At 52.1% G+C, this 12,532-nt stretch carries 11 protein-coding genes; 5 read left to right on the top strand and 6 right to left on the bottom strand.

Annotated features, from left to right (window positions below):
• Positions 1–68 precede the first annotated feature (68 nt).
• From E7745_RS05065 to E7745_RS05080, 4 genes are all read left to right on the top strand, one after another.
• A complete protein-coding gene (locus tag E7745_RS05065; RefSeq protein WP_172480274.1) occupies positions 69–653 on the top strand; it encodes a LemA family protein in 585 nt (194 codons plus the stop codon).
• 48 nt (positions 654–701) lie between these two features.
• Positions 702–1,256, top strand: a complete 555-nt coding sequence (locus E7745_RS05070) for an FKBP-type peptidyl-prolyl cis-trans isomerase (RefSeq protein ID WP_107031848.1) — start codon at positions 702–704, stop codon at positions 1,254–1,256.
• 37 nt (positions 1,257–1,293) lie between these two features.
• The gene (gene tgt, locus E7745_RS05075) at positions 1,294–2,424 is read left to right on the top strand and encodes a tRNA guanosine(34) transglycosylase Tgt (RefSeq protein WP_107031847.1); all 1,131 of its coding nucleotides are present in this window, start codon (positions 1,294–1,296) and stop codon (positions 2,422–2,424) included.
• 64 nt (positions 2,425–2,488) lie between these two features.
• Complete coding sequence (locus E7745_RS05080; RefSeq protein WP_369699867.1) at positions 2,489–3,559, top strand: LptF/LptG family permease; 1,071 nt, start codon at positions 2,489–2,491, stop codon at positions 3,557–3,559.
• Between the two features lie 136 nt (positions 3,560–3,695).
• On the opposite strand, the gene E7745_RS05085 is transcribed toward E7745_RS05080, so the two are convergent.
• The 6 genes from E7745_RS05085 to sppA form a co-directional block, all read right to left on the bottom strand.
• Positions 3,696–4,736, bottom strand: a complete 1,041-nt coding sequence (locus E7745_RS05085; protein WP_124075639.1) for a hypothetical protein — start codon at positions 4,734–4,736, stop codon at positions 3,696–3,698.
• A gap of 101 nt (positions 4,737–4,837) precedes the next feature.
• The gene (locus E7745_RS05090) at positions 4,838–6,061 is read right to left on the bottom strand and encodes an IS4 family transposase (protein WP_068960910.1); all 1,224 of its coding nucleotides are present in this window, start codon (positions 6,059–6,061) and stop codon (positions 4,838–4,840) included.
• A 246-nt stretch (positions 6,062–6,307) separates the two neighbouring features.
• A complete protein-coding gene (gene thiL / locus E7745_RS05095; RefSeq protein WP_123398653.1) occupies positions 6,308–7,363 on the bottom strand; it encodes a thiamine-phosphate kinase in 1,056 nt (351 codons plus the stop codon).
• 21 nt (positions 7,364–7,384) lie between these two features.
• Positions 7,385–8,197, bottom strand: a complete 813-nt coding sequence (locus tag E7745_RS05100; RefSeq protein WP_107031843.1) for a purine-nucleoside phosphorylase — start codon at positions 8,195–8,197, stop codon at positions 7,385–7,387.
• A 76-nt stretch (positions 8,198–8,273) separates the two neighbouring features.
• Positions 8,274–9,371 carry a tetraacyldisaccharide 4'-kinase gene (gene lpxK / locus E7745_RS05105; protein ID WP_107031842.1) on the bottom strand — a complete coding sequence of 366 codons (1,098 nt, stop codon included), beginning with the start codon at positions 9,369–9,371 and terminating at the stop codon, positions 8,274–8,276.
• Positions 9,372–9,397: 26 nt separating this feature from the next.
• On the bottom strand, positions 9,398–11,185 hold the full coding sequence (sppA, locus tag E7745_RS05110) for a signal peptide peptidase SppA (RefSeq protein ID WP_136408426.1): 1,788 nt from the start codon (positions 11,183–11,185) through the stop codon (positions 9,398–9,400).
• Positions 11,186–11,605: 420 nt separating this feature from the next.
• Between sppA and E7745_RS05115 the strand changes: the two genes are divergently transcribed.
• Entirely contained in the window at positions 11,606–12,481 is an 876-nt protein-coding gene (locus E7745_RS05115; protein ID WP_107031839.1) for an AraC family transcriptional regulator, read from the top strand.
• Positions 12,482–12,532 lie beyond the last annotated feature (51 nt).

A 12,532-nucleotide genomic window follows, 5' to 3' on the forward strand; every position in this document is an offset into this window, starting at 1 on the left:
GGCCCAGGCTTGCGAAAACAGATTACACATCCTTTGAAAAAAACAACTCTTTCCCCACTTAATAGATAATGAAAATGAAGTTTCTGAAACATCTGATACTCGCCGTCATGATGATGCCGCTGTTCTCTTCATGCAACTACAACTCGCTTGTAGAGAAAAACCAGCAGGTAGAGCAGTCATGGGCTGAAGTGCAGAACCAGTATCAGCGCCGTTCCGACCTGATTCCCAATCTTGTGGCCACAGTGAAAGGCTATGCCACTCACGAAAGCGAGACCCTTGAGAAGGTGACCCAGGCCCGCGCGGCCGCCACATCGGTCAATATCAATGCCGAGGAACTCAACGAGGAGACTCTCGCCAAGTTTCAGGAGGCACAGAACCAGCTCACAGGCGCGCTGAAATCGCTCCTGGCTGTCAGCGAGGCCTATCCCGATCTGAAAGCTAACGAGAATTTCCGCGATCTGCAGGTGCAGCTTGAAGGCACTGAAAACCGTATAGCGACCGCCCGCGGCCGCTACACCCAGACCGTAGCTGACTACAACACCTCTATAAAGAAGTTTCCCACAAATATCTATGCCGGATGGTTCGGATTCGAACCCCAGCCACAGTTCAAGGCTGACGACGCCGCCCAGCGCGCTCCGGAAGTGAAATTCTAAAGGACCGTTTAGAATAGGTGTTTTATAATAAAAGTCTAAAAAAAATCTATGCGAAAGCTTTTTCAAACCATAGTGTGCGTATTGCTTACAGGCGCAGCCTTTGTGGCCTGCAACGATGACAACACTTGGGAAGACTATTCCGAATGGCGCGAGGCAAACGTGGCGTTCTATGACGAGCAGCGCTTTGCAATGGGGCCTGACGGAAACATATACCAGACGCTGACTCCGGCATGGAACACTTCGGCCAACGTGCTGATCCGTTACCTCAATGACCGCAGCAAGACAGTAGGCAACCTCTCGCCGATGCTGAACTCGACTGTCGACGTGAAATATATAGGACGTCTCTACAATGATGTGCCTTTTGACTCGTCGTATCTTCAGACAGCGTCATACGGCGACAGCCTTTTCCGCACACAGCCCTCAAGCGTGATCCAGGGATGGACCATCGCACTGCTTGACATGCGTGTGGGCGACAGCGCCCGTGTGGTGATCCCCTACAATCTCGGCTACGGTTCGTCAGGTTCGGGTGTCATACCCCCCTATTCAACTCTGGTGTTTGACATGAAGCTGGTCGACATACCTTTCTTTGAGGTGCGTCCCTGATCACCGGCTCTGAATCATTCACAAATCAGAATCAGCAATGGATTTCAAGTTAGAAGCTACCGCTCCCGGCACGGCCGCCCGCGCCGGTCTGATCACTACTGACCACGGCGAGATCCGCACTCCGATTTTCATGCCCGTAGGGACAGTCGGCAGTGTCAAGGCTGTGCATCAGCGCGAACTGCGCGAGGATGTGAAGGCCCAGATCATTCTCGGCAATACATATCATCTCTATCTGCGCCCCGGCATCGAGATTCTCGAAAAGGCCGGCGGTCTGCACAAGTTCAACGGATGGGACCGCCCGATTCTGACCGACAGCGGCGGTTTTCAGGTGTTTTCGCTCTCGGCCAACAGAAAACTGACCGAAGAGGGCGCATGGTTCCGCTCTCACATCGACGGATCGAAGCACCTGTTCACTCCTGAAAAGGTTGTCGACATAGAGCGTTCGATCGGTGCCGACATCATGATGGCGCTTGACGAATGCCCTCCGGGCACAGCCGAGCGCTCATATGCCCGCAAGTCACTTGATCTTACCCACCGCTGGCTTGCCCGCGGATGGAAGCGCTACAAGGAAACTGAAGGCAAGTATGGCTACAGCCAGGCTTATTTCCCGATTGTGCAGGGTGTGACATATCCCGATCTGCGCCGCGAGTCGGCTAAGTTCGTGGCCGATCTCGGAGCCGACGGAAATGCCATTGGTGGTCTTGCCGTAGGCGAGCCGGCCGAGGTGATGTATGAGATGATCGAGGTGGTCAATGACATTCTGCCCGCAGACCGTCCGCGTTATCTGATGGGCGTAGGCACTCCGGCCAATATACTTGAGGCGATTGACCGCGGCGTTGATATGATGGACTGCGTGATGCCTACCCGCAACGGTCGCAACGGCATGCTCTTCACCCGCCACGGCATCATGAACATGCGCAACCGCAAGTGGGCCGATGATTTCTCTCCGCTGCAGGAAGACGGTCCGAGCTATGTCGACACAGCCTACACCAAGGCCTATGTGCGCCATCTCTTCATAGCCGATGAGATTCTCGCCATGCAGATAGCCTCGATCCATAACCTTGCGTTCTATCTTTGGCTCGTTGAAGAAGCCCGCCGCCATATCATGGCCGGTGATTTCAGCAGCTGGAAGCGCGAGATGCTTGAGTGTGTGACCCGCAGGCTTTGACCGTGGCCACACTCTGACAGAGTTTTTTCTCAGCCATGTCTGATTTCTTTGAATATCTGAAGTTTTGAAAATACTTGACTGGTATATAATCCGCAAATTTCTCGGCACTTACGTGTTTGCCATTATGCTCATTCTGGCGATCACGGTGATGTTTGACATCAACGAAAAGCTTGATGCCTTCCTGAAAGCGCCCCTGAAAGCCACGGTGTTTGACTATTTTCTGAACTTCCTGCCTTACTTTGCCAATCAGTTCAGTCCGCTATTCACTTTTATCGCGGTGATTTTCTTCACTTCCAAGCTGGCCGACAATTCCGAGATCATAGCCATGCTGTCGACCGGAATGAGCTATAGGCGTCTGCTGAGACCCTATCTTGTGAGTGCGACTGTCATCGCCGCGGCCACATATATGCTGAGCGCCTATATCATCCCTCCGGCCAATGTCAAGCGAATAGAATATACCAACACCTATGTGAAAAACAAGCGTGTGGATTTCGGTTCGAACATACAGCTGCAGGTGGCCAAAGGCGAGATCGCATACATGCAGTCGTTCAACAATTCACAGAAGACGGGCTACAAGTTCTCGCTCGAATCATTCGAGGACAAGAAGCTTGTTTCGCGTCTGACGGCGCAGACCATCAAGTGGGACACGCTCCACAACTGGACCGTGCGTGACTATATGATCCGCGATTTCGACGGCCAGCGCGAGACGATCCGCCGCGGTTCACGTCTGGATACCATAATTCCAATCGAGCCGCGTGACTTCCTGATATCTAAGAATGACCATGAGACCATGACCTCGCCGGCCTTGCGTGAGTACATCTCGCGCCAGAAGGAGAGGGGAGTGGCCAACATAAAGTCATTCGAGATTGAAAACCACAAGCGCTATGCCATGACGGCGGCTGCGTTTATTCTTACCGTCATCGGCATGTCGCTGTCATCGCGCAAGATCAAGGGGGGCATGGGTGTCAATATCGGCATCGGGCTCGTGTTGAGTTTCAGTTATATCCTGTTCATGACAGTGACCTCGACCTTTGCGATCTCAGGCTACACTTCGCCTATGGTGGCAATGTGGATTCCGAATATACTATATACGATTATCGCTCTTGTATTATATTATAAGGTGTCGCACCAGTAGGAGCCTCGGGGGGCGAGGTTGCTGAAACGCCCCTTGGAATATCGCTCTGAATCCGGTGTCTGAAAAATCAACCGAGGCTCCACGGTGACTGCTGCCGTGGAGCCTCGGTTGATTTTTGGGTGTGTGGGGGGGTGGATCAGAGTCCGTAGGTGAGGGTGGTGAGGTAGCGGAGACGTCCGTTCATTGTATTTGAACCGAAGGAGAGGGTGATGTAACCGTTGTTGCCTCCGAACCATGTGGCTCCGATGGAACCGGGGGTGTTGCTGACCGAGACAGGCATGCCGTAGGTGGCTACAAGTGAATTGTAGACATTGTTGTAGCGGGCAAGGTCGTAGCGTGGAGTTGAATAGTAGAATGACGATGCGTCAAGTCCGTGAGTTCCATAATAGAGGGCTCCATCGGTCCATACGTAGTTCATGGCGCTGACGTTGCGCAGATAGACGATGTCGTTGGTGTATCCGTCGACGTTGTAGCCTGACGAGAGCAGGTAGTCAAGCGAGATGTTGATGGCACTGCCAAATGTAAGGCCGAGAATGCCGCGGATCACAGGGATGCGTCCGGCCGGTCTCCAGCCGCGAGGCGGCATTGGACGGTGGTGTGGACGGGCCATGACAGGGCGGTAGGGGCGATGGGGTGGCGCTACATGGGGTGGCCGTGGCGCGGGATGGTGGCCGATGCCGGGTCGGTGGCCGTTGTTACCGGGACGATGGTTGTTGCCGTTTCCGACGCCGGGACGGTGGCCGTTGTTACCGGGACGATGGTTGTTGCCGTTTCCGATGCCGGGACGGTGGCCGTTGTTACCGGGACGATGGTTGTTGCCGTTTCCGATGCCGGGACGGTGGCCGTTGTTTTCCGGGTGATGGTTGTTGTTGCCGTTTCCGACGTTTGGACGGCCGTTGTTGTCCGGACGGTGGTTGGTGTTGTCCTTGGCCGGGATTATGTTGGGGCGTCGGTTGGAGGGGCGTGAGGAGTTCGGGCGTGTATTGTGAGAGGATGAGTGGCCGCCGCGGTTGTTATTGCTGTTGTTCTTGTGGTTTCCTCGCGGAGAAGATGTGCGCTCGGTACGGTTTCCGCGACCTTCACGGTTTTCACGGCTGCGGCTTTGGGCTTCCATGCATGGAATGGAGAGAATGATGGTCAGCAGTGCGATTGACAGGGTTTGTAAGATTCTTCTCATGACTGTAAAAAAATTATTACTGTCCGCTAAACCATAAAAAGGCGAGTCCAACTTCCTGAACGGCAGAAGTTGGGCTTACTTTTTGTATTTGACAAGCCCCCTCAGCAGTTTTCAGGAACTTCGGGAGGCGATTCCGATGCTTCGGCGAGCATGATTTTCAGGTCTGCATCGGGCTGATTGAGGAACTTTTCGAGATTCAGGTAATACATCAGCACAATTCTGACGATTGTAGCAAGCCCTGAGAAGCTCCAACGTCTTTCGAGTTTGCTTTGAAGTACTGACAGCAGCAGATTTGCGATGAGTGTAACCCATATCTGGATTTTGATGGCGTTGGCGCTCTCGCCATAGAAGTATCTCAAGGGGAAGTTCTGTTTGATCTGCTTGAAAAGAGACTCTATCTGCCATCGGCGGCGGTATATCGCCACGATTGTCTCTGGCGGCATGTCGAAGTCGTTGGTCAGAAGCGATATGAGTTTTGGCTTCCCGTTCTTCTTGATGTCAACGTATGTAATTATTCTGGCGATGTGGTTTATACCGTCTTTACGGAACACCACGACCTGTTCACGGTATTCCATCAGTCCCTGCGGATTCTGATGCATACAGTCTACAAGTACCTCATAACTGAGGTTTTTCTTCATTTTGGTGACATATACAACGCCACGGTCCGTCAGTTCCTCAAATTTGGCATAATTGATATAGGCGCGGTCAAGAGCGACTATCTCGTTGTGGCTGTAATGGCTCGGAGCAAGCATGAAAGAGTCATTGGTGGCCGCCGAAGTGAACTGCACATCGCAGGGAACCCCCTCGTTGGCGTGTATGACAGAGTGTACCTTTATGCCGCCTTTCTTCTTTCCCGTCTTGGGGTGTCGACCAACGCCCTTGAAAATAGCGTTGGAGAACAATGTGATTGTAGTGGAATCGATAATCCTAAGCTGCTTTATCCACTCTTCCGTGCCGTTGCGTCTGCTGTCCGATGAAAGAATGTCTTTGTTGGCTGCATACAGGTCGCGATAGACATCCTCAAAGAACTTCTCTGACCGTCGGGCATTTGCATCCGACAGGGTGCTGCGCTTTGGTACAGTATCAATTCCGACATGGTGCAGTTTGCGAACCTCCGCTGTCATAGATGTCTCTATCTCACGCAATGAGTCGAAGCGCTGGATCACGGCATAGAGCATCGTAAGCAGATGCGTATAGCCGTCAAAGCTCTTTACATACTTCTCTCCGCCGTGTTTTCGGCTGAATTCAACAATTTTTTCACGATTGAGTGATTTTATCAGCTGTCCATATATCGGCTGTCCGAAGAAATTACTACTTTTACTCATGGTTATTCATGGATTGTTTGGCGACACCAAAATAACCATTTAGGGCTGACTCCTGCAATAGGTGTCAGCCCTAATTTTTCAATCGCTCAAAAAAAGTTTAGCGGACAGTAATATAAAAAAATAAATGGTGAGAATGTCGCTATATTGAATTAGAACAATCTCACCATTTAAGGTTTAGGCGGCTTATGATAATAAAAGTTAAAGCCGTGGAGGTTTTCGGAATGTTGACTGTCTGAGGGTGGAGACTTAAGCCTCTTTCTCAGGACTTTCGACCACTGGATCAGTTGCAGCAAGCGGGTTCCATCCCTGGGCACGGAGGGGTATTTCGGTGCCGTCGCGGGTGATCATGGCGCAGCCGAGCGAGGGTTTGGTTATATGGCCTATGAGTTTTACGCCCGGCAGTTTCTCGATCTGGTCATGGCAGTGGAGCGGCACGGTGAACAGAAGTTCATAGTCTTCTCCGCCGTTAAGGGCGGCGGTGACGAGATTCATGCCGAGTTCTTCGGCCATGATGGCAGTCTGATAGTCGATGGGGATGCGGTCTTCGTAGATGCGGCATCCGGCGTCGCTCTGCTTGCAGATGTGGAGCAGTTCGGAACTGAGTCCGTCACTGATGTCCATCATTGCGGTGGGCACGATTCCGGCTTTGGCCAGTTCTTCGATGATGTCGCGCCGAGCTTCGGGTTTGAGTTGTCGCTCTACGAGATACTCCTTGCCTTCGAACTGAGGGATGAAGTCCGGGCGGCCTGCAGAGGCGGTTTTTTCGCGTTCAAGGAGCTGGAGGCCCATGTAGGCGGCTCCGAGATCGCCTGAGACGCAGATCAGGTCTGTGTCTTTGGCTCCGGAGCGGCTGACTATTTTGTCGGCCGGAGCTTCTCCGATACAGGTGATCGAGATGACGAGTCCCTGACGCGAAGAGGTGGTGTCGCCACCTACGAGGTCTACGCCGTAGATCCGGCATGCGAGGCGGATTCCGGCAAAGAGCTCTTCAATGTGCTCTACAGTGAAGCGCTTGGATATGCCGAGTGAAACGGTGATCTGACGCGGTGTGCCGTTCATGGCGTAGACGTCAGAAAAGTTTACGATTGCCGATTTGTAGCCGAGGTGTTTCAGGGGCACATAGGTCAGGTCAAAGTGCACGCCCTCAAGCAGGAGGTCGGTGGTGACCAGTATGTCTGTGTCGTGGTTGCGGATCACGGCGCAGTCGTCGCCCACACCCTTGAGGGTAGACGCATTGACGTTTTCCAGATCCTGGGTCAGGCGGTCGATCAGGCCGAATTCGCCGAGTTGTGAAATCTCCATAATTTCTGTCGGCTGGCTGTGTCAGAAACGGTTGACAAGTTCTTTCATGATCTCAAGGCATTTGGGCTGTGCGATGAGAGCTGCTTGCTGTACTTCTTCGTGAGTCGGCACCTGGGTGACGTCTTTTCCGCCGAGGTCGGTGATTACGGAGAGGCCGAATACTCTCATGCCTGCATGGTTTGCCACGATCACTTCAGGTACGGTCGACATGCCAACGCAGTCGCCGCCGATGATGCGGTAGTATTCATATTCGGCGGGAGTCTCGAAGGTGGGGCCTGTCACTCCGACGTAGACGCCGTGCATGAGGCGGATGTTTTTCTCGGCTGCGATGGTGTCGGCGAGCGAGATGAGTTCCTTGTCATAGGCATTGGTCATGGCCGGGAAGCGGGTGCCGAGTTCGTTGTAGTTTTTGCCTCGGAGGGGATTTTCAGGGAAGAGGTTGATGTGGTCGGTGATGACCATTACGTCGCCGACAACGAATTCCTTGTTCATGCCTCCTGAGGCGTTGCTTACGAATAGGGTGTCGACTCCGAGGGCCTTGAATACGCGCACGGGGAAGGTGACCTGCTTCATGTCATAGCCTTCGTAGTAGTGGAAACGGCCTTGCATGGCGATTACTTTCTTGCCGCCGAGTGTGCCGAAGATGAGGTTGCCGCTGTGGCCTTCGACTGTAGATACGGGGAAGTTGGGGATTTCGGAGTAGGGGATGAACAGTTTGTCGTCCATGTGGTCTACAAGAGCTCCAAGACCTGTGCCGAGTATGATGGCGGTTTTGGGCATATCGGCTACTTTCGAGCGCAGAAAGTCGGCCGTCTGGTTGATTTGTTCTAACATAAGGGGAATGGTATTGATGATTATACTCGATTAACTTTGTTTCTTTTCAGTTGAGTTGCCTGGATGGAAAAAGGGCTCAGGATTTAAACAAACGTGAGTCACGGATGGTTTTTTCTATTCCGGCTGTAAATTCGGTCTCTCCGCGGTCAATGAATTCTACTTTGATGGGTACGTAGAAGATTGACCTTTTGAGGCGGTGGGGGAAATAGGGGTTGTTGAGTATGCGCACGGCATCTTTCTCGGTGGTGACGATGAATTTGTTGTCGGATGGCAGTTCGTCGAAGAGACGGGTGATGTCATCCATGTCAGAGGCCGTGAAATTGTGGTGGTCGGTGAAGCGTTTGAGCTTGACCTTGGCTTTGTGGCGGCGGAGGAAGCGGACAAATGGCTTGGGGTTGGCCACTCCGGTGATGACGAGGATCGCCGTGTCGGCTTTCTGGCAGTCAAGGGCCGGGATGTCAGCGGTCTCTTCAGGGAATATGGGCACGAGATGTCCGTAGTTGTAGCGCGAGAAGTAGAGTTTCTGGAAGGGGAAGAGCTTTAGGTTCTCTTCGAAAAGCCGGTAGTGCATCGGCTTCATGTCGATCGGGCATTTTGTCACTACCACTATGTCGGCCCGGTTGAGAGCGCGGGCCGATTCGCGCAGGCGCCCGTAGGGGAGAATTTTGTCGTTGAATATCGGGCGGTTGTATTCGGTCAGGATGACGGATACCGACGGTTTGACGTAGCGGTGCTGGAAGGCGTCGTCAAGGATAATCATGTTGAGATCGGGGTTGATCTCTCGCATCTGGCGGATGCCTTCTGAGCGTTTTTCGCAGACAGCGACAGTGATGTCCGGGCCGAATTTGCGGTAGATCTGATAGGATTCATCGCCGATGTCCTCAGGGCGTGACTGTGGAGAGGCGAGGACGAAGCCTTTGGTGGCGCGCCGGTAGCCGCGTGAGAGCACACCGATGTTGTATTTCCCCAATAGTGATTCGACTATGTATTCGACGTGGGGAGTCTTTCCGGTGCCTCCCATTGCGAGGTTTCCGACGACTACGATCGGGATGTCAAATTCCTGCTGCTTCAGAACGCCGTAGTCAAACATTTTGTTGCGCACCACCATTCCGATCCCGTAGAGTTTCGAGATCGGATAGAGCAGGAGCATTGATAGAAGTTTGTTGCGGGCCACTGAATAATTGTTTTTTAGAGGTTGTTTCAGAGATTCACTTTTGTGAATTCCATGCGGCACTGGAGCACCGACATGCCTTTGACCTGGCGGATAGCGTCATAGAGTGAGCACATTTCGCCGAGCTCCTGGCGCATGATGGCAGCCTTGATGTCTTCGATTCCGGCTTCAAGGAGCAGGTCATACCATTTGTCTTTGGCCACGGGGTAGGAGTGGACAGTGTATGACTCTACGTTGAGCTGCCTGGCCATTGCCGCCAATGCCGTGTCAAGACCTCCGAGTTCGTCGACCAGGCCGAGTTTCAGGGCTTCGGTTCCGTCCCACACGCGGCCTTCGCCGATTGCCTTTATTGAGTCCTGCGACATGCCGCGGCCTTCGGCGCAACGTGAGGTGAAGAGCTCATATCCTCTGTTGACATAGGCCTGCATGGAGGCTTTCTGCGCTTCGGTCATCGGTTCGAAGATGGTCGGGAAGTTGCTGTTGGCGTTGGTGGTCACGGTTGATACGCCGATGCCGATCTTGTCATTCACGAGCCCGCTTATGTCGGGGATCATTCCGAAGATGCCTATTGATCCGGTTAGTGTGACGGGCTGGGCGAATATGCGGTCGGCTCCGCAGCTGATGTAGTAACCTCCGGAGGCGGCATAGTCAGCCATAGAGACGTAGAAGGGATTGCCGGTCAGCTTCTTGTATTGTTCAAGCGCTTCCCAGATCTGTTCGGATGCGAAGGCGCTTCCTCCGGGCGAGTTCACATACATGATGAGGCCGTCGATGTCGTTATCTTCAGCAAGTTCAAGGATTTCGGGTACCAGCTCCGAGGCTACGATGCCGTTGCCGCTGTTATCGGTAATTTCGCCTGTGGCATAGAGCACGGCAATGTTGGCGCCTTTGCCGCTGCCCACCTTGCCGCTGTCGGCGATTTTGGCATACTGGGCTGTGGTTATGGTTTTTATGTCTTTTATTTTGTCGCATCCGGTGAGGTCGGCGATCTTACGGTCGAATTCGTGGCGGTAGAGGAGTCCGTCGACGATTTTGAGGTCTTTATATGTGGAGGCGTCTTTTGTAAACACAAAATCATCGGCCCATTTGTTGACATCGGCAACGGTGACTCCGCGGGCATCGGCTATGGTGGTGCTGATGTCATTCCAGATGTTTTTGAGGAAGAGTTGCGCCTGTTCGCGGGCGGGTTCGCTCATTTTGTCGAGGAGATAAGGTTCGACGGCGCTTTTGTAGGTGCCGACTTTCACTACCTGCATGTCGACTCCGAGTTTGTCAAGCAGTCTCTTGTAGTAAAGCGATGAAAGGCTGAGGCCGCTGATTTCTACCATTCCGACGGGGTTGATGAAGACACTGTCGGCCACCGATGCCACATAGTAGTCGCCCTGGGCATATGCATCGGCATATGCGTAGATCCATTTCTCAGGGGCATTCTTCTTGAAGTCTTTCAGTGCTTCGATGATGGCGGTAAGCTGAGCGATTCCGGCTGATACGCCGCTGCAGTTCATGACTATGCCTTCAATGCGGTCATCGGAGGCTGCTGCGGAGATGGCACCGGTGATGTCGGCGAGCACCTGGGCGTTTTTTTCAAGTCCTCCACCGCGGATTGCTTCCCGGATGTCGATTTTCGGGGCACGGTCATAGATGGTTCCTGAGAGATCGACGCAGAGCACGGAGTTGTTGCTGACGTTGACTGTGGTGTTGCCGCCTGACGATGCCATAGCGGCTGCTATGACTATGAAAATGCCGATGACAGCAAGGAAGAGGGAGAACCAGATACCTGCAAGCGCACCGAGAAACGAGATGAGGAAATTCTTCATTTTAGTTAGTTGTGATAGATTGATAGCGCTAAAACTCTACAAAAGTACGACATCACGGCGGCAATAACAAATTTTCGGCTATTTAATTAATGTATATATACCTATATTATAGCGATCTGTTGCATTATGGCTGTCTGTGGCGGGCGAGTCCGGAATATGGGGTGAGACCGGCGGAGGGTGCGTTTATGTGCTTGTTTGTGCACGTTTTGCCTCGTAGGTGCTAAAATTATGTTCTCGCATATGAATTATTGATACTTTTTTAACAAATAAGTGTCAAAAATAGTCAAATTGAGCATCTTTGTAACATTTTTATGCAATATAATCAAAATAATGTTTATCTTTGTGATCAAACCTTTAAAAACCTGAATCGGACAAAAGGATTTACCTGCCTTATTGTTATTTCTACATAGAGTCTCGACCATGAACAAGATCATAACCGAAATCACGCCGCTGTCTGAAAAAGATTGCTTCTATCTAATAGACAGATATAAAGACAGATTTACATACCCCATTCACCGCCATGAGGAGTATGAGCTGAACTTTGTTTCAAATTGTGACGGAGCGCGTAGGGTTGTGGGTGATTCCATAGAGAGACTTGGGATGTATGACCTGGTGCTTATCGGCAACGGAATCGAACACGGCTGGGAGCAGCATGAGTGTATGAGTGACAAGATACGTGAGATAACAATACAATTTTCATCGGACCTTTTTGGCTCGTCGTTTCTCGCCAAGACCCAGCTTTCAAGCATCCGCCGGATGCTTGATCTCAGTTCCAACGGCATAGCCTTTACAGTGGAAAGCATCATGAAGGTCTATCATAAACTTGACAATCTGACCAAGATCGAATCAGGTTTTTACCGGATGCTCGAACTGATGTCGATTCTCTATGAACTTGCCGAGGGCGGACATTACCGCAAGCTGTCAAGCTCGTCGTTCGCCTCGCTCAAGCCGACGGGCGACAGCCGTAGGGTGCAGAAAGTGCAGGACCATATCAACAAACATTATAAAGAAGACATACGCCTGAACGACCTGGCAGATCTGGTGGGAATGACTCCCACGGCATTCAGCCGCTTTTTCAAGCTGCGCACCGGGCGCTCGATTTCAGACTATGTGATCGACATCCGTCTGGGCCATGCCTCCCGTCAGCTCGTCGACTCGACCACGTCTGTTGCCGAGATCTGTTATGAGTGCGGTTTCAACAACGTCTCTAACTTCAACCGTATATTCAAAAAGAAGAAAGGCAATTCCCCCAAGGTGTTCCGCGAGATCTATCAGCATCACAAGATGCTTGTCTGAGATCCGGCTCCTTGATATAATGATAAATCAAAGCTCCACAAACCATAAAGA

This window comes from Duncaniella sp. C9 (assembly GCF_004803935.1).
Lineage (GTDB): Bacteria > Bacteroidota > Bacteroidia > Bacteroidales > Muribaculaceae > Duncaniella > Duncaniella muris.

What these genes read in the sequence shown, in the direction of transcription:
- E7745_RS05065 (WP_172480274.1), top strand. Translation starts at nt 69, where the DNA reads ATGAAAATGAAGTTTCTGAAACATCTGATACTCGCCGTCATGATGATG.
- E7745_RS05070 (WP_107031848.1), top strand. Translation starts at nt 702, where the DNA reads ATGCGAAAGCTTTTTCAAACCATAGTGTGCGTATTGCTTACAGGCGCA.
- tgt (WP_107031847.1), top strand. Translation starts at nt 1,294, where the DNA reads ATGGATTTCAAGTTAGAAGCTACCGCTCCCGGCACGGCCGCCCGCGCC.
- E7745_RS05085 (WP_124075639.1), bottom strand. Translation starts at nt 4,736, where the DNA reads ATGAGAAGAATCTTACAAACCCTGTCAATCGCACTGCTGACCATCATT.
- E7745_RS05090 (WP_068960910.1), bottom strand. Translation starts at nt 6,061, where the DNA reads ATGAGTAAAAGTAGTAATTTCTTCGGACAGCCGATATATGGACAGCTG.
- thiL (WP_123398653.1), bottom strand. Translation starts at nt 7,363, where the DNA reads ATGGAGATTTCACAACTCGGCGAATTCGGCCTGATCGACCGCCTGACC.
- E7745_RS05100 (WP_107031843.1), bottom strand. Translation starts at nt 8,197, where the DNA reads ATGTTAGAACAAATCAACCAGACGGCCGACTTTCTGCGCTCGAAAGTA.
- sppA (WP_136408426.1), bottom strand. Translation starts at nt 11,185, where the DNA reads ATGAAGAATTTCCTCATCTCGTTTCTCGGTGCGCTTGCAGGTATCTGG.
- E7745_RS05115 (WP_107031839.1), top strand. Translation starts at nt 11,606, where the DNA reads ATGAACAAGATCATAACCGAAATCACGCCGCTGTCTGAAAAAGATTGC.